Genomic DNA, 23,749 nt, shown 5'->3' with positions numbered 1-23,749 from the left:
AATTACTGAGCAAGGTTAAAGCGCAATGAAAGACCTGCACTTGTATTTGCTGTTGGATACGCATTGGACAGTACCGGTTTATTTACTACACGGTCAAAATACAATGCCACGTTTAGATTAGGACCCATATTATAATCTGCTCTGAAACGCAATGACCAGGTTCTTGTACCGGCTGAAGGTTGATTGGTGTCTTCAATAATATTTCTTGCTACTGAAATATTGTTTCTAATGTTGAGGTCAAACCGCAAAGTCAAGTCACTTTCAGGTGTTTTACCCATGAATTTAATTGGCAGCTTTACGTCAGAGAATGCGTAACCAGAACCAATCACAATTTCCCATCCACGCATTTCCATTACTTGTGCGTTAGGAATGTTCAGCGCAAGCGTACGATCTTTTGTGTACTCAAATTTAGTAAGCAATCCGTTTTGACCAATTGTCCAAGTTGCATCCAATCCAATGAGCGGAGCAAATTGCTCTGTGATGGTGATACTTTGAATTTGTCTACCCGCAATAAAATTATCTGATGCATCACGCAGTTGAATACCATTCTCATCAAATGCACCCAAATTAGTTTGATAATTAGAAACAGATACGGTAGAACGATATGAATGTGACAAAGTAAAATTCTTGACATACTTTTTCATGAATTCAAGCTTAGCCAAACCATTGTAACGCACATCCCAGTTCGGCAAAGGAATAGCGCTGAATACATCAAAGAATTTATTACCAGAACCTTTACCGGTGTAGGCTGCAAAGAAAGATCCGATTAGAACATCTTGTTGGTTAGCGCCAAAACCATCATAAAAACCATCACTTCCCAAAGATGTTCCGGCGTTTGTACCTAATTGTTGTGACACTTCATCACGAGAGTTTCTCAAGTCTTGAAATTCTTGTGAGAAATTAGTGGTATCAATTTTTGCAAACGCTGTTTTCCATGTAATAGTGGTGAAGGTAAGTGAACCCATATTTACGCGGTTCTGATATTCCCAAAATGCAGTTGTATCATTGTAACGATAAAATCCGTTTTCATTGTCAGTAATTTTTCTGTCTAATGAAAGATTCACAGAAAAATCTTTGAATGGTTGTAAGGTGACTTTACCATTAATTGATTGCGTGTGCATAACGGTGTGCTGAACGTTGAGATTAGGGTTTTGCACCAACCATCCGTTAGTGGCGGCATATCTTGCAAAACTGCTATCAGCACCCCAAACGGTGTTCGGTCTGCCCCAGATATCATAATTTTGTTGACCTGAGATGAAAGCAAATCCGGGTGCACCAAAATTATTCATACCAAATAAAGTTGTTGAATTATTAAAGCCCGGCATCAACATTCCATCTACTTCAGTATATGTAAAGTTTACAGATTGCAAAGTCATGAGCATTTGCCCAACAAATTTCCATGCAGGATGTAATTCTCCTTTTTCCTTTTTCTCTTTTTCATCTTTTTCTTTTTCATCCTTTTCATCACCTTCTCCACCTTCCTTTCCATCTTTACCATCAGACCCGCCGGATGTCGTTGTGCGTCCTCCACGCTGCGGTGCACCGCCATTCACTCTTCTGAAAAACTCAATGCGGTTGTATAACTTTGACATATCTGCCTGCAAAGTCAAATTGAAATTTGATGAGTTTTGAATGGTATGTCCAAATGCAGGTTGTGAGATAGGCGCACGCTGCCAATCATAACTGCCTCTATACTTCACGTTAGATGACAACCAATCTGTGAGAGGTAATTGATTGAATGGAATTTTATACGTGAAATTATAATTGTGACTATAACTCATCGTGTATCCACCAAACCGGTTCAAGGTATCACTTGATGAGCTGAATGGATTGAATGCTTTGTCAACACCATCTCTGAACAATTGATACGTGTTATAATCATCTGAACCCTCTGCAGCATCAGGATTAATTATGCCATTAGGTTCATAAATGATAGCATTGTTTATGGCGGCAAAAGTAAACTTGAGTTGCTTTGTAAAATCATACTTAAAATCATAGGTACGATTCCATGTGAAATTTTTTAGATACGTCTGCGGGAAAATGAAACTAGTGTCTAGGACATTTCTGTTTTGTCTTTCATTATACATCCTTGTAATTTCACTGCTCACTGCAATAGATTTAGGACCTAAATTAAAATTGAATTCTTTGATGAGCCCAAACCATTTTGATTTTTTGAAGAAGGCGTTATCCTTGAATGGCTGCACTTCAATTGGTTTGCCAGAGAAGGTATAGTTCAGCACACCACGATACGTTCTAGTAATATCATGATCAGTATTGATGTCACGCTGATACAATTCATTGTAAGAATATGTTGCAGATAAATTTTCAACATCCCAAAAATGCACTGGTTTTCCCGCCGGTCTTTCTCGTCGGACATTGGTGAAATTATAATATTGCCTGATTGTAATATCGCGTGACAATCGGGCTCGCTCTTGCTTAGTTGCCAAGTCAGAATAATCTTCAAGCCTGACATCAGGTGCTAATAAATCATATTGCGGATCAATTGCGGTAACAGAATATCCGTACATAAATGGTACTTGCAATTTCACTTTATTTCCAAAAAATTGTCCTAATTCAACACTGCTTGAAAAGTCAAATCCCTTTCGTGTATCACGTTGTCTTTCGCTCACTTTTTTCTCAATACTTCCCCAACCAGGTGTTGAATAATTTCCTGAAAAATTCACGTTTGCAAAATCAGCCATTTGAACACCAACACGTGCAGTTGAAGCCCAACCACCTTCTTGATCAAAATCTGTGAGGCGCAATTCATTCACCCAAATTTCAGCGCATTTATCCATCCCGTCTTCAGCATGCATCCATGGGTGATTTGTGTCTTTTCCGGGATTTCTAACTCCAATCATGATTACTTTCATGCCCTGTAAGTTTGGATTTCCTTTAACTTTTATTCTCACCACCTGACCTGTTGTAGGATCTGTGTAAGTCAAAATATATTCTGATGTGGAAGGCACACCAGAAGCATTGCGTTTCATTTTGAGATTAATCAATGAATCAAATGCAATGATCATATTATTTGCTTCAGGCCATATCACCAAATCCTGTGTATAATCAGTCCCCCATGGAGTAACTTTAATTGGCATTTCAAACTCATAATAGTTGTTTTCAAAATCAGTTCCTAAACGAATGAAAACAGTCAATTCATCATCCTGAAGATTGGCTTCAATATTGCGCGCTTCACCGTGAACAAACATGCGCAGGTTTTTATAAGATCTCACATCAAATGAAACATTTTTGTATGCAGCTCTAGCCTCTCCATCTTTCAATCCGCAAACCTGCAGTGAAAGTGATTGCTCATTCAATTGTCTGAAGTTAATTGAGGCATTGTCTTGCTGACGTTGAATGCCCGGCGGAATAGCATAATTCACCGGTTCTTTTAAATTGTTTTCTTCAAGGTTTACGGCAGCAATATTAAATTCAGTTGCGTCAGGATCAGTTTCAATATATTCACCCGGTTCATCAATATTGTTTAAGTATCTTCTCCATTCGCCGCGTATTAATTCAAGTTTTGCAAAGCGCAACACAACAGGATGTTCAAACCCGGTAACATACATTCTCATGAAACGAATTGATCTGAAATCAGAAATTCCATTGATCACCGATTCAGGATCTTCAATTGGAATTTTAAACTGATACCAAGTTTCTGTCTTTCCCTGATCATTCACTTCAACAACCTGTGAATTGGTAATGTAATTCTGCCCCACAACTAAATCTTGCGGACGCAAACTCACTGAATATTGAAAATAACTTTCTGTTTCACTCAAGTTGTTATCCTGATTTAAATCTTCAATATCAGGCATGGTTGTAGCTTGGGTTGGATAACCATCAGCATTCATTTGACCCGCCATTTCGGATGTAGGAGAATTACCCTCCATTCCGTTGTAATATTTGTATCGCTCAACAATGTCTAATGTAGCGGCATCATAATCATCATCCAGATAATAGTTGTAGTAATCACTTGAAGGGTCATTCAACAATTTTTGTTTTGCATCTGGGGTCAATCCACTTGTGTTAACCCAATTAATAAATTCTGCAAAATGTGCTGATTCTGCATCATTATCTAAACCATCTAAACCAATATCCTGAAATTCTCGTGATGAGGTGTTGTTATCAAATGCATTTACAATTACCTGCTGATTTGGAACCGCAGCCCAATCAGTTGTGTCAAAATCATTGGGGTCAAATGTTGTACTGGCCGGTAAACCATTTTCAAAACTTTTGCGTGAATCAGGCAAGATATCTTCTGAAATATTTCCCAAATTAAAATATAGATCACCACCGGTTAAATTTACTGTTCCGCTATCTGTTGCATCATTATTGAAAGGATCAAGCAACCAAAACTGAATGAACTGAATATTGGCCTGTTCAAAATTAGTTGTAGTGAGTGATCGCATAACACCTGCCCACCGATCTTCAGGATTAGTAAAGTGACCATCTGCATCAATATAGGTATTCACCGTATCATAATTGTATGGTCCACGCTCTTCAGGATAGTAGGCTAAATCAAATACAGGAATATTGTTAAGCGTACCTTGAATTGGATTGTACTGAGGAAATAAATCAGTTTGTGCCAGCATGTGCATCTGAGAGTTTTCAAGATACAGCGGGTTATTTGCAATGTAGTCAGGCGTTGTGCTTGAATTTTGATAAAACGCAGTTGGATCAATTACATACCATGATAAATGCGCACGATCAAAACCTGAAGCTAAGCCCGTTTTTATATACGCCTCAGGAAAAAGTGTTGGCTGACCTTGCGGTACAGATGCTAATCGCCAAGTACCAAATGTTTTTAAATCAATGGCGCTTTGACTTCCTTCAAATCCATCAATGTATGAAATTCCTTCTTTACTAATTGCACGCTGTGTGCCCGGAATCAAATAAGCGAATTCTCCACTGGCGGTGATGTATGATTTTTCTTTTGTTGAAATGATTGGTAAATAATCAACCGCCTTGGTTAACCACGGAATTTCTCCACGATATCTGATATCTGTTCCCAACACAGTATTACTGATAGGTTCATCACCAATATTTACTTTTTGCGTGAGTGGTTTTTCAGTTAAATTAATCACGGTTGCACCCACATTAAAATCCTTGCTGAATTCATAATTAAAATGTGCACCCACCATACTCTTGGATTGGAAACCAAATACCTGATTACTTTCCAACTTTACACTGATTGGAGTTTGTGATTCAAGAATTCCTTGATCTAAAATTTTTACACGACCCAAATTGTAATCAACAGTATAATCTACGCCTTCTGTCAGCACTCGTCCTCCGGCCGTTACAACAACACTGCCCTCAGGTATATTAAGCGCATTAAGTGAAATGTCAGAGCTCACAGATGATTTGTAACTACCTTTTAATTTAAAGCGATTTTTACCCGGAATTTGCTGCGCCGCTGTTTTGGTTGAATCATACAATTCATGATAAACAATAGAGTTGATTTCAACCGGAGCGAGGGTGCTTGCTGCAGTTAGTTTTTCTTCCAGCGTTTTGCCAAAAGGTTCAATTGTAGTAAAGTAAACTCTGCCTGTTTTAGGATCAATGGTACCTCCGTTTATTGCCCGATTATTATCATATTGTATAGGCACATAATCAAACCTACCGTCTGATGCAAGTCCATTATTTAAATTCAGACGATCTAATTCCAGTTGCTGAATAATCATTTTATTATCTACACCTGAGTACGGAAGATAAATGACATCCGTACTAGTCATTGGGCTATTGTACCAAACGTCAAATACAAAGTCAGCCTGAGAAACCTGATATGCCCCAATTGAATACACATTTTTCATCATCAGATCCCAGGTTTTATTTTTTGGATTGATGATAGTTGGCTTGATCAATTTTAAAATCAAGGCGCTTTTTGAACCTTCTTCTACCGGTACGTCAGAAGTAAATTCACCTACCTGAAAAGTTCTTCCTCCGTAGGTATACTGATATGCAACCGCAAGTACCTCATCTTGATTGAGAGGAGATTTTAGCGACACAAATCCTAATTGGGAATTGTAAGTAAATTCTTGTTCACCCAATTGTCTTGCATTCTCCACTTTTTCATAATGCTCAGATTGTGCAAACGGACCAGGTACACCGCTGTATGTTGAAAGATAAGCAACGGCACTTGAAAAGCCTCTTATTTCAGGTGCTTGTGACATCACGTCGTAAAGTTCATTTGAGCTGTTATCAGGTAAATTGCCAACAAACTGAATTGGATTTCCTTCACAATTTGCAGGATTGCTTTCACCCAAATCAGTAAAGGCAATAAAGTTTCTGGTGTTTTCAACTTTATTTATTCGGTTAGTTACCCACACTTCAATTTTTGTGATGTTCACTCCTGAGCTTACAATGGGCATGGTTTGCATTGCAGAGTCATAATGCTCACGGTGATAATAATTCAAAAAATAATGTTTGTTTGCCTCATAATTATCTGCATACACTTCATAGTCTTGAATCTGGGCTCCACCTGTTACATTTATTTCTTGTTGTTTACCTCGTTGTTGTGAAAAGATGGTTTGAACGGTGAGTGGTCCAAATTTTAAATCAGTTCTAATTCCAAATAAACTTTGTGATCCTTGAATTAAAGACGAATTGAGTGGCATACTCACGTTACCCGCTTCAATTTTTTGAATGATTTCATCTTCATAACCGGTGTACTCAATCTTCACAACGTTCTCAAAATTGAAAGTTGCTTCAGTGTTTTGTTGAATAGTAAGTTTTAATTTATCTCCAATTTGACCAACCAAGTTCAAGTTAATTTTTTGCTGAAAATCAAAGGTTGCAACACGTCGTTGTTTGACAGGCAGAATAGGGTTATCATACCGAGATATATTTACGCCAAATGAAAGTTCAGCTGAACCTTGCGGACGAATGTTGATTTGATCTCCACCAAAAATAACATCAAAGGTCTCACTCTTCACTTTGATAGGTGGAATCAAACCTCTTTGTTGTTCAGTTTGCTGTTCAATTTTGCTGGTCATGTAATCATTCTCAGCTTTTTTTCGCTGATATTCCATGTACTCGTCCAGCGTCATACTAGTTGGATAACGATAATAAAAGCTACCAATTTTCTGATAGATTTCATACTGACCGCTGATTGGGTTGTACACGATTTCAGTGTTGAGATTATCAGGGTCAGCTAGGTTGATTGGCGAATTCTGCTGCTGAGTGTAATCGTAATAATCATAAATAGGAAAAGGCAAGTGCACGTTGCCGGTATCCTTTGTTTGTGCCTGCAATTTAACGCCGCACAAAATCAATAATACTATTAATAATACTTTTCTCACGCTTGATTATAAAACCTTAAGTGCTGCCTTTATTAATTGTTCAACAGTTTGATTTTCTTCTGCCACCTTTTCTATTGCCTTTTCTGCTTTTTTCTTTTCAAAACCAAGGGCCAGTAAGGCAGTTAACGCATCTTTCTGATTTGTATTGTCTGGTCTGAAAAGATTTTCTGCGGTAAACTCAGTTTTAGCCACTTTATCACGCAGGTCAACAATTACTCTCTGCGCTGTTTTTGAACCAATTCCTTTAATGCTTTGAATAAGCGCAACATTATCTGTTAAAATTGCAGAGGCAATATCTTCAGGTGACATTGAAGAAAGCATAAGCATGGCAGTGTTAGCACCGATGCCAGATACAGAAATCAAATGATTAAACATTTCACGCTCACGTTGATTATAAAAACCATACAATGCATGTGCATCTTCACGCACAATCAAATGCGTAAGCAAAGTGATATTTCCGTCGTTTGGAATAGTTGAAAAAGCGTTGAGACTAATGCGAACGAAATAACCTACGCCACCACATTCTATCACAACATGAGTGGGTGCCTTTTCAGTGAGTTTACCTGATAGATGCGTTATCATTTATAATTTTATTTGTGCGTCAAGTACAGCAATTTTAATCATATTGGTGATTTCTCTCACTGAACTTCCAAGTTGTAAAACGTGAATTGATTTTTTTGTACCAAGCAAAATTGGACCAATTGCTTCAACATCTTCAAGCATTTCTTGCAGTAACTTATAGGCAATATTTCCAGCTGATAAATTTGGAAAAATTAGGGTATTTACATTTTTATTTGCCAGCGTTGAGAAATCAAATTTATCAACCAGCAAATCATTATTTAACGCAAAATTTGCTTGAATTTCTCCATCTACAATCAAATTTGGGTGACGCTCTTTTATCAGTTTCACAGCCTGACTCATTTTTATTGCATCAGGTGTAAGTGAAGATCCGAAATTAGAATATGACAACAAGGCTATACGAGGCTGAATATTTAGTCTGCGAACCTGTTTTGCAACTAAGGCTGTTATTTCAGCAAGATCTTCAGCAGATGGATCAATATTCACCGTTGTGTCAGCCAAAAATAAAGGGCCGCGTTTTGTTGCCAAAATATACATGCCGGCAACTTTTGAAACACCTTCTTTTGTGCCCACAACTTGCAGTGCCGGTTTAATTACATCACTGTATTTGCGCGTAATACCTGAAATCAGCGCATCTGCTTCATCCGTTTCAACCATCATGGCGCCGTAGAAATTTCGTTCACGCATTAATTTTGTCGCTTCAAACAAGGTAATTCCTTTGCGTTTTCTTTTCTCAAAAAACATTTTACCATAACGTTCACAATTCTTCACCTCTGACTCTTCTTTTGGATCAACAATTTCAGGATTGTCAAACTCAAGATTATTTTCACGAATCAATTCAAGAATTTTTTCTCGTCGCCCAAGCAGAATTGGAAAAGCAAAACCTTCTTCATGTGCAATTTGTGCCGCTTTAAGTACTTTATAATTATCTGCTTCAGCAAACACTACTCTTTTAGGATTTTTAATTGCCTTTTCAGTTAAAAAATTTACCAGCTTGTTATCTAATCCCAAACGTTGCTTTAACTCGTCTTCGTACTTTTCCCAATCTTTTATCACTCGCTGTGCAACACCTGATTTGATGGCAGCCTTTGCAACCGCAGGAGCAACTGCGGTCAATAATCGCGAGTCAAGCGGCTTTGGTATGATAGATTCTTTTCCGAATGAAATATTTTTTGCTCCGTAGGCTTCATTCACTTCTTCAGGTACCGGTTCTTTTGCTAACGCAGCAATTGCTTTCACGGCAGCCAATTTCATTTCTTCATTTATGCATGTTGCCCTGACATCAAGTGCCCCTCTGAAAATAAATGGAAATCCAAGCACATTATTCACTTGATTAGGCGTGTCAGACCTACCGGTTGCCATGATAATATCTTTTCTCACTGAGGTGGCATCTTCATAAGAAATTTCAGGAACAGGGTTGGCCAACGCAAATACAATAGGATTTTTTGGCATGGATTTAATCATAGCTTTTGAAATCAAACCACCTTTTGAAAGACCTAAAAATAAATCTGCGGTTTTCATGGCTGTTTCCAGCGCTATATCATTGGCATGGGTTGCAAAATCTTTTTTATGCTGATCAAGATCTTTTCTTTTTTTGCAAAGTAAACCCTTGCTATCATACATAAAAATATTTTCTTTTTTTGCACCTAAGGCAACGTATAATTTTGTACAAGAATATGCCGCGGCACCTGCTCCAACAATGACAATTTTTATTTTGTCAATTTTCTTCTTTGCAAGTTCAAGCGCATTGAGCAAGGCAGCTGACGTGATAATTGCTGTTCCATGCTGGTCATCATGCATGAGCGGAATGTTCAATTCTTCTTTTAACCTGCGTTCAATTTCAAAACATTCAGGTGCTTTGATGTCTTCCAAATTAATGCCACCAAATGTAGGAGCAATTGCTTTAACGGTAGCAATAAATGCATCCGGATCTTTTGCATCAACTTCAATATCAAAAACGTCAATGTCTGCAAAAATTTTAAATAGCAAACCTTTACCTTCCATTACCGGCTTTGCAGCTTCGGGCCCAATATCACCCAAGCCTAATACAGCCGTACCGTTGGAAATAACAGCCACCAGATTTCCCTTAGCCGTGTATTTATATACGTCCTCTTTATTTTCTGCAATTGCCAGACAAGGGTCTGCAACACCGGGTGAGTACGCCAGTGATAAATCACGTTGTGAGCTAGTAGGTTTGGTTGGAATGACTTCAATTTTACCGGGTCTGCCGCATGCATGATATTCCAGGGCATCCTGTTGTCTGACTTTAGCCATTGAATTAAATTTGATAAGGCGCCAAATTTAAGAAAACTGTCGGAATAACCGATACTCAGCCTAATGGTCTGATTATTTCAAAACAAAAGTAATTGTGTTGAGATTGGTCATCCTATCAAAATCAATCCTTGTCGTTTCAATAAATTACTACCTTTAGCTGCTATTCAGTATGGAATCTGCATTAAAAAAAATAGTCATTCTTACCGGCGCCGGCATCAGTGCTGAGAGCGGCCTAGGCACTTTTAGAGACAAAGGCGGCTTGTGGGATGAATATGACATCAATGATGTTGCTACTCCTGAAGCATGGCATAAAAATCCTGAACTTGTATTAGAATTCTATAACAGGCGCCGAGAACTTGCGGTCAATGCCAAACCAAATGCCGCACATACAGCCCTGGTTGAGTTGGAAAAGCATTTTGATGTTGAAATAATTACTCAAAATATAGATGACTTACATGAAAGGGCAGGATCTTCAAAGGTACTTCACTTGCATGGTGAAATTTTGAAAGCAAGAAGTGTAGAAGATGAAGAAACCACATTTCATATTGGTAATAAAAAAATTAAGTTAGGTGACAAAGCTCCTGACGGTCACCAAATGAGACCTCATGTTGTATGGTTTGGTGAACCAGTTCCGCGCATGTATGACGCTGAAGATATTGCGCGATTGGCTGATGTGTTTATCGTTATCGGCACATCTTTGAATGTGTATCCGGCTGCAAATCTGGTGTACGTTTGTCCAACTGCCGCATCTAAATTTATTATTGATCTGAATGATCTAACCAATATTAAATATAAAAACCTGAAACATTTGAAGGGAAAAGCCTCAGAACAGGTTCCAATGCTGGTTGAAAAATTAATTCAGGATTCCAAGAGCACAAAATAAAAAGGGACCCGTTAGAGTCCCTTCTGAAAATTCGATTTGAATGATGATTAATGTTTGATAATCAATTTTCGAGTTTCAACTACCTCACCATTTTTTATAATAGAATAAAAGTAGATGCCGTTAGTTAAATCATTCAATGAAACAGTATTATTACCTTCAACTAGCTGCGTTTTCATCACAAGCTCACCCATAATATTGAATAATTTCAACTGCACAGCATTTCCTCCGGTATTCAATTTAATGTTCAACTGATCAGAAGCCGGGTTAGGATATACACTGTAGACAATTTCTTCTGTTGGTGTCTCAAGAAAACAATCTTGTCCGCCAAAACGATACTTCACCTGAATAGAATCTTGAAAAGTACCCAGACCAGTATAGGCTTTATAGGTATAGATGGCACATCCGGGAGTATCATACGGATAAACTTTTGGTTGAAAAACGGTTGAATCTCCGGCAGCAACTGTCATAGTGGTTGGTCTTTGGTAAACTGTAGTGTTTGAAGCGTCAAAACATAAAATATCATCACAAATTTGATCTGTATAAGGACTCATGTGAGCTGCCCGTGTACGTGACCAAGAAATAGTTAATGGACCTGATGTTTTGTTAACGATGTAATAGTTTCCAAGAGTATGGTCACAGGTTTCAGAACTGTCTATGGTGATTACGGTTCCTGAAATTGCAACACCGTTTTCATGAAACTCCAAGTCTTGTGCAAAGGAAACACCACCAAGTGCAATTGTAAAGCCGATAGTAAAAATGTTTTTCATAAGTATAAACGTATTGTCAGGTAAATATACGAAAACTATCAAGCAAAGTTTGTTCCAAAACCTATTGAAAAAATTTAAGTAATTTTTAGGAACCCAAGAATTGAATAGAACCTGAGTGTTGAGATTTGCGGCTGTTGTTATATATTTGAAACGCTAATCTTAAATAATTGATTTATCATGAAAAAAATGTTACAAGGTTTAGGTATTGCTGCTGCTGTTACTGTGGGTATACAGGCAAACGCGCAATTACCAGATAATGGTATTTATCCTGGAGGGTTGATACTTGATGAGTTCCAGTCAGGTCCGGTTTTTGACGTTGACTCTATTCTTGACTCAGGTACCCCGGTTATTATTGACATGTTTGCTGTTTGGTGTGGTCCATGCTGGTCATATCATACTGGCGGAACATTGGAAGACGTATACAATTCAATAGGATACGGTGGTTCTGGAGATGTTTTTATTGCGGGAGTTGAAGCTGACTCAGGTGAGCCAGAAGCTGACATGGATGGCGGTGGATCATCTCAAGGAGACTGGATTACTGGTACTCCATACCCAATGTGTAATGATGATGTTATTGCAGGTATGATGAACCTTGCTTATTATCCTACGCTTATTCTTATTTGCCCTGACAGAACAGTTACTGAAGTGGGTCAGGTAAACCAAGCTGCATGGGAAGCTGCTGTTGCTGATTGCGGCGGTGTTGCTACTGATGCAAATGACTTGCGTGCAATTACAAACAATACTCCGGCTACGGCTGTTACTTGCGGTGGCGGATCAACAACAGTAACTTTTGAAGTAGTTATTCAAAACTATTCTACTGCTAACATCACTGGTTCTAAAACTGTAGCAGTGTTAGATGGAATGACACCAGTTGGAACTACCACAGTTTCTGTTAACCTTGATCCTTATGAAGCTACTGTTGTAACTGTTGATGTTTCTCTTTCTGCTGGAACTTATAACTATATTACAGCTATCACTGATACTGACGATGATGCATTAAACAATGGTGTGAGCACGCCTGTTACTGTAACTAACGCAGCAAACGTTGGAACAGGTGACCTAGTTCTTCACATGACCATGGATGCTTGGGGATCAGAAGTAGGTGTATTACTTGCTTCAGGCACTCCTACAATCACTGACCCTGCAGCGGCTTATTCTCAAGGAAACGGTGGAACTTATCCTGGTCTAGTTGATTTCAATGCAATTGGAACATGGACTGGTTCTGGTTCAGGACAAGGAATTGTGCGCAATGTAACATGGTATGGTCTTACTGCTGGTTGCTACCACTTCTTAATGTTTGATGATTATGGTGATGGTATGTTAGGTAATGATGGTGCAGTTGGTGGCACCGGTACGAGCGCTGATGGTCAATTAAACCTTGAATCTGAAAGCGGATACAATGGAAGCTTCGCTGTGAACTATGGTTCTATGGGTACTTATGCTTTCGAAGTAACTACAGCTGGTGATGGTGGTTTCACAGGAATTGAAAACATCCAAACTGTTGAAGATGCTACAGTATATCCTAACCCGGCATCTGAGCAAACAAATATTGAGTTCAATATTACTTCTGCTTCTGATGTAACTATCCAAATTGTTAACACACTTGGACAAGTTGTTTATACGAACAATATGGGTGAGGTAAACGGTGCTCAAAAAGTAAATGTTAACACTACTGACCTTGAAGCAGGAATGTACTTGATCAACATTACCGTAAACGGTACTGTTATGACAAAACGCTTCTCTGTTGCAAAATAATTAAGTGTAAATACAAGATTGAAAAACCCGGTTGTCTTTTGGCAACCGGGTTTTTTTATTATTAATAGACAACATCTATCTTTTTAGGAATTCAAGGATAAATTTCTCAATGATTCCTTCATTCCATCTCTTTCTCCTATATTTACTCAGTAAAAAATTGGTCTGGTTTTTGAATCAGAAATATTAAAACAAAAAACAATGAAAAAATTATTTCTATTATCAATTGCCAGCGCAGCGTTTCTGGCATTTTCACCATCACTTACAGATGAGACAAATCCAGGTAAAAAATTACCATCGGTAAATATTAAAGATATGGCCGGTAATCCAATTAATACAGCTGAAGTATCTAATGACGGCAAACCTATTGTTATTTCTTTTTGGGCAACATGGTGCAAACCATGCAAGTTAGAGTTAAACACCATTGCTGAAGAATATGAAACTTGGCAAGAGGAAACAGGAGTAAAACTAATTGCGGTATCTATTGATGATCAAAAAACAGCCAACAGCGTTGAGTCAGTTGTTAATGCCGCAGGCTGGGAATATGACATCTGGATGGATCCAAACGGAGAATTTAAAAGAGCGCTTGGTGTAAATAATGTACCTCACACTTTTTTACTTGACGGGGAAGGAAATATTGTTTACTCTCATAATAATTTTGTACCGGGAGATGAAGAAGTACTGTATGAACATGTGAAAGAAATCAGCGCTAAATAGCAGAGATAATTCCAATCCCGTTCCTAAATCCATCTAGTCAATGAAAAAAATATTACTTCCGTTTCTGTGCGGATCTCTCGGCGTATTTGCACAACAAGAAGGAATCAATGTAACCGGTAACGTTGAAACTACATTTCAATATCTTTTTGAAGACACATTAATTGACGCTCAGCAACCGGTTGAAAAAAGTGTAATGAATAATTATGCTTTGGTAAACATGAGCTATAAAGGATTTCACAGTGGGGTTCGCTTTGAATCTTACCTTCCAAGAATTGTCGGTTATCCTGATTACTTCTCAGGCACGGGAATTGGTTATAGAAATGTAGGATATTCAACCGAACAAGTTGACTTCACTGTTGGGAATTTCTATGAACAATTTGGAAACGGAATGATATTTCGCTCTTATGAGCAAAGACAACTTGGTCTTGACAATGCCATGGATGGTCTCAACTTAAGACTTAGACCAATGCCTGGTCTTGAAATCAAAGCAGTTTATGGTAAAATGCGTAGAACATTTGATGATGGTTTAGTGAACTCAGATGGATTAGTGCGCGGTTTTGACGGTTCAATTGATTTCTCATCGTTTATGAATTTGCTGGCTGACTCAAAATTCAAACTCACAGTTGGTGGAAGTTTTGTAAGCAAATACCAAAAAGTTACACACCCCACTTATAATATGCCTCAAAACGTAGGTTCTTATGGTGGAAGAATTGAAATGAAATATGCACGATTTTTCTTCAACGCCGAATATGTGATGAAAGAAAATGACCCTTCTTCTGATAATAATTACATCTTCAACAATGGTCATGCAGCTTATGTAAATTTTGGATACTCTCAAAAAGGTCTGGGAATTATTCTCTACGGAAAGTCAATAGACAATATGAGTTATCGGGTTGATCCAAATGCAAAACTCACTTCACTCAATATGAATTTTCTTCCTGCACTCACTCGATCACATACTGAAAATCTTGCCGCATCCTTGTATCCTTATGCTACCCAACCACTAGGCGAAGTTGCATACCAGATTGATATCTTTTATAAAATTCCAAAAGAGACAAAACTTGGTGGTAAATACGGCACTGAAATCAACATCAATTTTGCAACCTCTTATCGTCCGGTGAGACACACCAGCAATATTGATTTATCTGATTCAAGCATGGTCATCTATGAAACCAGACCGTTTGATAAAAGTGACAGTCTCTACTATCGTGATTTCAACATTGAAATAAAACGTACACTGAACAAATCATGGAAACTCACGGTAAAATATTTCCATTTTGATTTTAATGACAATGTTAATGACGTTTCAAAAGATGCACATGGAATGATCAATTGCCATATTTTCACTTCAGAAATTTTATACAAAATCAATAAAAAGCATTCTGTGCGTATGGAACTCCAAGGCCTTTGGACAAAAAAAGAAAACGGAGTGAAACAAGACAAAGGAGACTGGGCAACTTTTTTAATTGAATATAGTATTTCACCAAAATTCTATTTCGCTGTGATGGATCAATATAATTATGGCAATCCAAATCCTGATAAAAGGACGCACTATCTTATTGGTTCAGCAGGTTATATTTTTGGTGCCAGCCGTTTATCTATAACCTATGGCAAGCAGCGTGAAGGAATTTTTTGTATCGGAGGTGTCTGCAGAGCAGTGCCAGCTACATCAGGTCTTACTGTAACATTTACAACCAGCTTCTGATTTAATTAACAAAGTGTATTTTAATCTTGGATAATACAATGAGAGCAATAAAAAATATTTCTAAACTAATCACAGCAATTTTTGTTGTATTAGTTTTCACCGGATGCGATAAGGTTGAGCAACCAATTAAACCGGCTATCTTACTAGACACCACTTTGTATCCGGGTAACTGGCAAGAATATGTTGACATGTATTGGCCAGTATTTACACAAAACCCGAATACTGATCGCAATGTTTTATTGGAAGATTTTACTGGCCATAAATGTCCAAACTGCCCAGATGCAGCCTATGAAGCAAAAATCATTGAAGCAGCAAATTCTGACCGCGTTTTTGTTGCTTCAATTCACGCAAGCCCTACCGGTTTAGGAAATTTCCAAACAGTAGCTACAGATTGCGGCACAGTAACTAATCCACAAAATGAATTCTGTCAACAACTTTATTGTGATGAAGGAATAGAAATTGGAACAACCTTTGGCAATGGTGGAACAACGGTTCAATTTATCGGTAATCCGCAAGGAACAATCAATAGAATTACTTTTGCAGGTTCAACAATGTTCCAATTTAAAACAGAATGGGCAGCGCGCGTGAATGAGGTGATTAGCAACAATGATTTAAAAGTTAACATTCAGGCTGAGTCAAATTATTACACTGAAACTAACGGATTTTATCTGCACACTGAAATTGAATTTCTTGAAGACTTAACAGGTGATTATAACACCGTCGTTTATTTGCTTGAAAATCATGTTGAAGCAACTCAAGATAGCATGACAGTTATCATTGAAGACTACGAGCATCACTCTGTTTTCAGAGGTTGTTTAGATGGTCTAGCGTGGGGACAAACTATTTCAGGAGATCACAAAACTGGACAAAAATCTTACTTTGATTATTCATTCCAGCTCCCATCAGGTCAGGACAACACTGAATTTCATCTCTTGATTTACGTCTATGACACCAATACCTACGAAATTCTTCAGGTAATTAAACATGAATTAAATTGATTGATTTTTTGGTATTGACTTCTTTATCATTTTTTAATAAATTCACTACAATAATTTAGGTAAAAGAAACGTCTTATCAGTATGAGACAAGAGATGTTTATAATTTCATCCATGAATTTATATTCTTTATCGGCGTTTTTAATATATTTATCATAATTAACTCATTATTGCTATGCTTGAAATGTGCAAAGAGATTTTAGTCAAAGTTAGTTTTGACAAATTACTTTTTCAGAAAGAGTTGAACAAAGCTCTAAAATGGATAAAGTCTGATGAGGTGGAAAAGTTTAAAAACTGGTGTTTTAGCCAGTTTGGCAGAAAATATCCTGATGTTATAAAATCAGCTTTTTCCAGATCTTGAAGATTATAAAACATGAAAAAAGCCCTCTTGACGGAGGGCTTTTTAATTTCAACTTCTTCAAGATTTTATTACGAGAGATTCCGAATAAATTGAGCAATGAATCTTGTGAACAAAATCCATTATGTATATCTTGATCTTCTAGGGCGTTTTCTAAATGACATTTTACGAGTAGTGAATTTTCTCTTGGTAAACGAACTCCTATACAATTCCATTCCATAACCAATTGAAATTTCATGAGTCATTCCACCGTATCGATTCACCTTACCTAATCCTAAATCGTAAGAATAAACGGCCTTAAAATCTTTAAGGAAAATGATGCCTGCACTAAATACAACAGTATTATCAATGCGATAACCTAAGCTGCCCCATATGCGCTCATTCCAAATGAAGTTCAAATCAGCAGAGGCAGTCAATGGACTGCCCTTTGTCCACTTAACTAAAGCAGTTGGATAAAAAACATACATATAATTATCTGCAACTTTATAGCCACCAGTAATATAGAAATGGTTGTATGATATATCATTAAACATACTCATACCACTAGATACATTTTTATTATTAAAAATATATGGGGCTCCTACTCCTGCAAACCAATCCTTGCTTCGAACAAAAAGACCACCTCCAAAATTTATTGACCAGGTATTAATTGCCCCAGATAAGGCCTGATCTCCTCCATCAAAATATGTCAAACTACCATAATTTGCCGACTGTTGGTTATACGTGGCTTTAACCCCAAGAGCCATTGTTGTATATCTGCTCAGTTGTATTTGATAACTGTAAGACAAGCCTGCTTCAATATGCTTGAACACAGTTATATTATCACTTAGCAATTGAAGATTGAATGAGTGGTTTTTAACACTATAAAATCCATTCCCGATGGCAGTTCTCGGAGCTCCTTCAAAACCCATCCATTGCATACGATACAGTAGTGAACCACCAACATGTTTTCCGCCATCAACATACGCCGGATTAAAAATCTGGTGATTATGCATGTACTGGCTATAACTAAGCCTGTTTTGAGACAATAATCCACTGCCAAATGCAAGAATCAATGTCAGAAATAATATCAATTTTATCATGCTCATCATCTTTTTATTACAACGTAACCTTTGATAAGATCTGAACCGTCATTCAAGTCCAGAATATAATAGTATGAGCCCTCAGGCAATTCGTTTCCATAAAGCACTAAACCGGTATTCGATTCACCATACCAATTGTTCGTATATGGATCCGCCTTGTATACCACATCACCCCACCTATTCATGACAGTTAAAGTGCTATTCGGATATCTATCAATATTTTTTATCTGGAAATAATCATTCGCCCCATCACCATTTGGGCTGAACGCATTTGACAATACAACTGCTAATGGTTGATCAAGAATAAATGTTGCCTCATTTTCGCATCCATTATCATCCGTCACAATTACTGTATATGTACCCGCTGGAATTGACGACAGATCCTCATTCATACTTCCTGAACTCCAATCATAAGTATAACTAGGATTTCCACCAGTGACACTTAAATCAATTGAACCATCATAACATCCTTCACAACTAATTTGCCATCCATTTGGATATTGAGAAATGTCTCCGCTTATTAAAATTGAATCAGGATTATTGATTGTGAAATCCAACGTCACCGTGCAACCATTTGCATCAACCACGTCTACTGCATAGTCTCCAGGTCCAAGATCATTTACTACCGCACCAGAATTCATTGGTGTCCAGTTGTAGTTGTATGATGGAGTTCCACCCGATGCAGTAATTTCAATTATTCCATCATCATAATCATAACAAGTAATATCAGTGGTAACTCCACTTGCAATTAATACTGGCGGCTCATAAATATCTAACACAAGAGTATCTACACATCCTTTAGATTCTTGAACTATAACTTGGTATGTTCCACCAGATAATCCTCCAATATCTTCAGTGCCTTGTCCGGTACTCCATGTATAAGAGTATGGTAAAACACCGCCGGTTACTGTAACATCAATAAAACCGTCACCGGCACCATTGCATGACACATCTGTTACAACCGCAGTAGGGTCTGGTTTTTCATTCACATAAATATCAAAACTGCAACTTATCGAATTTCCTGCAGCATCGGTTGCTGTGAATGTTATTACAGTTAAACCATCTGGGAAGAACGAACCTGATGGTAAACCAGACGTCTGCACCAATGTCGGAGTACTGCAATTGTCAGTGGCCGTTGGGGCACTATAGGTGACAACGTTATCACATGTGGTGATATTTCCTGGACAACTTATCTGTGGTCTTATTGTGTCAACCAAAGTGACATTAAAAAAGCAGAATGAACTATTGCCGCTTGCATCAGTACCAACAAGAATCACAGTCTGCGGTAAATTAAATATTAGACCAGGTGCTGGAGTTTGAGTTACAGTCACAGCTTCACAATTTGCAGTTGTTACCGCTAAAGCCGTCATGTCATCCAATACGGCAAAACAGGTATCATTAGTGTAATGAATCTGAGCACCCGGACAACCAATTGTAGGTGGAATTACATCCGCAATAATTAAATCAAAAGTGCATGTCTGATCATTCCCACTCAAATCAATTGTTGTCATAGTAAAGGTTTGATTGGCAGTTAATACAGATCCAACTCCGGGTGACTGCGTTATTGTAGCAATACCGCAGTTATCTGAAGTTGTTACAACTCCACTGTAATCTGGAACTACAAATTCACAGTTTATGTTGAAGACATCGTTTATCGGGAAAGCTGGACAACTAATTTGTGGTGATGTAGTATCTGACGCTACAACATTGAAGGTACATGTTTGGGTATTTCCGGTTAAATCATACACTGTTAAGGTCACAACGCTTGTTGTTGCTGTTGTCACTGTTCCTGAAACAGGTGATTGTGATATTGAAAAAACGCCGCAATTATCCGATGTGATAGAAAGAGGAGTATAATCCTGCAATGCATATTCACATGAATTGCCAACAATTTCTGTTTGAGTTGGTGGACAAATTATTGCAGGCAATATGCCATCAACAGGAGTTACATTGAATGAACAAGATGAAACGTTTCCAGAAAAATCGGTTGTGGTTATTGATAGGGAAATTGCGTTATTCAAGGTTGTACCAGGCAAGACACTTTGTGAGGTGGATACAATTCCGCAATTATCAGTTGGTATCGCAAGTGGCACATAATCTGCTAGAATATATTCGCAATTTAAATCCAATGGCACGGTTTGGTCGGGTGGACATATCAGTAAAGGATTTTCATTATCATAAACGTCAACTGTGAAAGCACAACTGGCAGTATTGGAACTCGCATCAACAACGTCATAGGTAACTATCGTGGTGCCTAATGGGAATATAGAGCCTGACGAAAGACCTCCGGTCAGTATTGTACTCGCTCCAGCACAATTGTCATTAATGATTGGCATTGGATATAGCACTGTAGCCCCACATATTGACAAATCATTTGCCTGTACAATTGAAGATGGACAACTAATAGTCGGAGCTTGGATATCATCTACTGTAACATCAAAACTGCATGTGGCGATATTACCTGGTACATCAAAAGTGATGTATGTAACAGTTGTAGTACCTACTGGGAAAAGTGCGCCGCTTGGCAATCCTCCCGCAAGAGCCGTATTAACACCTGGACAATTATCTACACCCACCGGAACTGGGAAAGTTACTACTGCACCACACACACCCATGTCACTCACTTGTGAAATATTAGGAGGGCAGGTAATTACAGGGAGTTCGAAATCATCCACAGTTACATCAAAACTACAAGTTGCAGTAATTCCTGCTCCATCAGTAATCACGTAAGTTACTGTTGTTAATCCAACAGGGAAAACAGTTCCACTTGCAAATCCACTGGTTAAAATTGTAACTGCTCCAGAACAATTGTCAGACGTGAATGGGGAAGAATAAGTGATCAATGCACCACACAAACCGGCATCATTACCTTGAGAAATATTAGCAGGGCAAATAATCATTGGTGCCTCATTATCATCTACCGTTACATCAAAACTACAGCTTGTGGTATTGCTGCTCGCATCGGTTACTTCATACGTTACCGTGGTAACCCCTACTGGGAATACTGTGCCGCTGGCTTGTCCTGCCGTTAATGCCGTTAATGGTCCCGCGCAGTTATCCGTACCTACCGGGGTGGCATACGTGATCGTGGCCCCGCATACACCCGCATCATTATTCTGTGTGATATCTGCCGGACAGGTAATCGCCGGATTCTGCGTGTCGTTTACCGTTACACTGAATGAACAGGTGCTCGTGTTTAAGCTTGCATCCGTTACTTCATACGTTACCGTGGTGGTGCCTATTGGGAATACCGTGCCGCTGGCTTGCCCTGCCGTTAATGCCGTTAATGGTCCTGCGCAGTTATCCGTACCCACCGGGGTGGCATACGTGATCGTGGCCCCGCATACATTTAAGTCATTCGACTGAGTAATATTCGCCGGACAAGTAATCGCCGGATTCTGCGTGTCGTTTACCGTTACACTGAATGAACAGGTGCTCGTGTTTAAGCTTGCATCCGTTACTTCATATGTTACCGTGGTGGTGCCTATTGGGAATACCGTGCCGCTGGCTTGTCCTGCTGTTAATGCCGTTAATGGTCCTGCGCAGTTATCCGTACCTACCGGGGTGGCATACGTGATCGTGGCTCCGCATACATTTAAGTCATTAGACTGTGTAATATTCGCCGGGCAGGTAATCGCCGGATTTTGCGTGTCGTTTACTGTGACATCAAAACTACAAGTATTGGTATTCGTACTTGCATCGGTTACTTCATATGTTACCGTGGTGGTGCCTATTGGGAATACCGTGCCGCTGGCTTGTCCCGCCGTTAATGCCGTTAATGGTCCTGCGCAGTTATCCGTACCTACCGGGGTAGCATACGTGATCGTGGCCCCGCATACATTTAAGTCATTAGACTGTGTGATATCTGCCGGGCAAACAATCACCGGATTTTCTGTATCATCTACCGTTACATCAAAACTACAGCTTGTGGTATTGCTGCTCGCATCGGTTACTTCATACGTTACCGTGGTAACCCCTACTGGGAATACCGTGCCGCTGGCTTGTCCCGCCGTTAATGCCGTTAATGGTCCTGCGCAGTTATCCGTACCTACCGGGGTGGCATACGTGATCGTGGCACCGCATACATTTAAGTCATTAGACTGTGTGATATCTGCCGGACAGGTAATCGCCGGATTCTGCGTGTCGTTTACCGTTACACTGAATGAACAGGTGCTCGTGTTTAAGCTTGCATCCGTTACTTCATATGTTACCGTGGTGGTGCCTATTGGGAACACTGTGCCGCTCGCTTGCCCTGCCGTTAATGCCGTTAATGGTCCTGCGCAGTTATCCGTACCCACCGGGGTAGCATACGTGATCGTGGCACCGCACACATTTAAGTCATTCGACTGCGTAATATTCGCCGGACAAGTAATCGCCGGATTCTGCGTGTCGTTTACCGTTACACTGAATGAACAGGTGCTCGTGTTTAAGCTTGCATCCGTTACTTCATACGTTACCGTGGTGGTGCCTATTGGGAATACCGTGCCGCTCGCTTGTCCCGCTGTTAATGCCGTTAATGGTCCTGCGCAGTTATCCGTACCTACCGGGGTGGCATACGTGATCGTGGCCCCGCATACATTTAAGTCATTAGACTGTGTAATATTCGCCGGGCAGGTAATCGCCGGATTTTGCGTATCGTTTACTGTGACATCAAAACTACAAGTATTGGTATTCGTACTTGCATCGGTTACTTCATATGTTACCGTGGTGGTGCCTATTGGGAATACCGTGCCGCTGGCTTGTCCCGCCGTTAATGCCGTTAATGGTCCTGCGCAGTTATCCGTACCTACCGGGGTGGCATACGTGATCGTGGCACCGCATACATTTAAGTCATTAGACTGTGTGATATCTGCCGGACAAACAATCACCGGATTTTCTGTATCATCTACCGTTACATCAAAACTACAGCTTGTGGTATTGCTGCTCGCATCGGTTACTTCATACGTTACCGTGGTAACCCCTACTGGGAATACTGTGCCGCTGGCTTGTCCTGCCGTTAATGCCGTTACTGGTCCCGGGCAGTTATCCGTGCCTACCGGGGTGGCATACGTGATCGTGGCACCGCATACACCCGCATCATTATTCTGTGTGATATCTGCCGGACAGGTAATCGCCGGATTCTGCGTGTCGTTTACCGTTACACTGAATGAACAGGTGCTGGTGTTTAAGCTTGCATCCGTTACTTCATATGTTACCGTGGTGGTGCCTATTGGGAACACTGTGCCGCTCGCTTGCCCTGCCGTTAATGCCGTTAATGGTCCTGCGCAGTTATCCGTACCCACCGGGGTAGCATACGTGATCGTGGCACCGCACACATTTAAGTCATTCGACTGGGTAAT

Annotated in this window: 11 protein-coding genes; 5 read left to right on the top strand and 6 right to left on the bottom strand. The window is 39.3% G+C overall.

The window, feature by feature from the left end; genetic code table 11:
- Positions 1-2 precede the first annotated feature (2 nt).
- The 3 genes from sprA to IPH66_12660 are packed head-to-tail and all read right to left on the bottom strand — an operon-like array spanning position 3 to position 10,151.
- Positions 3-7,298: a cell surface protein SprA gene (gene sprA, locus IPH66_12670; GenBank protein MBK7130198.1), complete on the bottom strand. Its 7,296-nt coding sequence runs from the start codon at positions 7,296-7,298 to the stop codon at positions 3-5.
- A gap of 6 nt (positions 7,299-7,304) precedes the next feature.
- Positions 7,305-7,880, bottom strand: coding sequence for a Holliday junction branch migration protein RuvA (gene ruvA, locus IPH66_12665; GenBank protein MBK7130197.1), 576 nt, complete (start codon positions 7,878-7,880; stop codon positions 7,305-7,307).
- On the bottom strand, positions 7,881-10,151 hold the full coding sequence (locus tag IPH66_12660; protein ID MBK7130196.1) for an NADP-dependent malic enzyme: 2,271 nt from the start codon (positions 10,149-10,151) through the stop codon (positions 7,881-7,883).
- A gap of 169 nt (positions 10,152-10,320) precedes the next feature.
- Here IPH66_12660 and IPH66_12655 point away from each other — a divergent pair, with 169 nt between their 5' ends.
- Positions 10,321-11,034 (top strand): NAD-dependent deacylase, encoded by a 714-nt coding sequence (locus IPH66_12655; protein ID MBK7130195.1) that lies wholly within the window; start codon positions 10,321-10,323, stop codon positions 11,032-11,034.
- A 47-nt stretch (positions 11,035-11,081) separates the two neighbouring features.
- Here IPH66_12655 and IPH66_12650 read toward each other — a convergent pair whose 3' ends face one another.
- Entirely contained in the window at positions 11,082-11,801 is a 720-nt protein-coding gene (locus tag IPH66_12650; GenBank protein MBK7130194.1) for a T9SS type A sorting domain-containing protein, read from the bottom strand.
- 177 nt (positions 11,802-11,978) lie between these two features.
- On the opposite strand from IPH66_12650, the gene IPH66_12645 reads away from it, so the two are divergent.
- The 4 genes from IPH66_12645 to IPH66_12630 all read left to right on the top strand — a co-directional run bounded on the left by IPH66_12645 (position 11,979) and on the right by IPH66_12630 (position 16,973).
- The gene (locus IPH66_12645; GenBank protein MBK7130193.1) at positions 11,979-13,556 is read left to right on the top strand and encodes a T9SS type A sorting domain-containing protein; all 1,578 of its coding nucleotides are present in this window, start codon (positions 11,979-11,981) and stop codon (positions 13,554-13,556) included.
- Between the two features lie 198 nt (positions 13,557-13,754).
- Positions 13,755-14,270, top strand: a complete 516-nt coding sequence (locus tag IPH66_12640) for a TlpA family protein disulfide reductase (GenBank protein ID MBK7130192.1) — start codon at positions 13,755-13,757, stop codon at positions 14,268-14,270.
- Between the two features lie 40 nt (positions 14,271-14,310).
- Entirely contained in the window at positions 14,311-15,975 is a 1,665-nt protein-coding gene (locus IPH66_12635; GenBank protein ID MBK7130191.1) for a hypothetical protein, read from the top strand.
- 38 nt (positions 15,976-16,013) lie between these two features.
- The gene (locus IPH66_12630) at positions 16,014-16,973 is read left to right on the top strand and encodes an Omp28-related outer membrane protein (GenBank protein ID MBK7130190.1); all 960 of its coding nucleotides are present in this window, start codon (positions 16,014-16,016) and stop codon (positions 16,971-16,973) included.
- A gap of 477 nt (positions 16,974-17,450) precedes the next feature.
- Here the strand turns inward: IPH66_12630 and IPH66_12625 are convergent, their stop codons facing one another.
- The gene (locus IPH66_12625; protein ID MBK7130189.1) at positions 17,451-18,410 is read right to left on the bottom strand and encodes a PorP/SprF family type IX secretion system membrane protein; all 960 of its coding nucleotides are present in this window, start codon (positions 18,408-18,410) and stop codon (positions 17,451-17,453) included.
- Positions 18,411-18,415: 5 nt separating this feature from the next.
- Positions 18,416-23,725 (bottom strand): HYR domain-containing protein, encoded by a 5,310-nt coding sequence (locus IPH66_12620; protein ID MBK7130188.1) that lies wholly within the window; start codon positions 23,723-23,725, stop codon positions 18,416-18,418.
- Positions 23,726-23,749 lie beyond the last annotated feature (24 nt).

Source organism: Crocinitomicaceae bacterium (genome assembly GCA_016708105.1).
In the GTDB taxonomy this organism is placed as follows: domain Bacteria; phylum Bacteroidota; class Bacteroidia; order Flavobacteriales_D; family Crocinitomicaceae; genus JADJGJ01.
Note: the sequence above shows the minus strand (reverse complement) of the source record. Positions and strands in the feature narration are given on the sequence as shown.

Coding starts and splice junctions, on each gene's coding strand:
- ruvA (MBK7130197.1), bottom strand. CDS start 7,880: ATGATAACGCATCTATCAGGTAAACTCACTGAAAAGGCACCCACTCAT.
- IPH66_12660 (MBK7130196.1), bottom strand. CDS start 10,151: ATGGCTAAAGTCAGACAACAGGATGCCCTGGAATATCATGCATGCGGC.
- IPH66_12655 (MBK7130195.1), top strand. CDS start 10,321: ATGGAATCTGCATTAAAAAAAATAGTCATTCTTACCGGCGCCGGCATC.
- IPH66_12650 (MBK7130194.1), bottom strand. CDS start 11,801: ATGAAAAACATTTTTACTATCGGCTTTACAATTGCACTTGGTGGTGTT.
- IPH66_12645 (MBK7130193.1), top strand. CDS start 11,979: ATGAAAAAAATGTTACAAGGTTTAGGTATTGCTGCTGCTGTTACTGTG.
- IPH66_12640 (MBK7130192.1), top strand. CDS start 13,755: ATGAAAAAATTATTTCTATTATCAATTGCCAGCGCAGCGTTTCTGGCA.
- IPH66_12635 (MBK7130191.1), top strand. CDS start 14,311: ATGAAAAAAATATTACTTCCGTTTCTGTGCGGATCTCTCGGCGTATTT.
- IPH66_12630 (MBK7130190.1), top strand. CDS start 16,014: ATGAGAGCAATAAAAAATATTTCTAAACTAATCACAGCAATTTTTGTT.
- IPH66_12625 (MBK7130189.1), bottom strand. CDS start 18,410: ATGATAAAATTGATATTATTTCTGACATTGATTCTTGCATTTGGCAGT.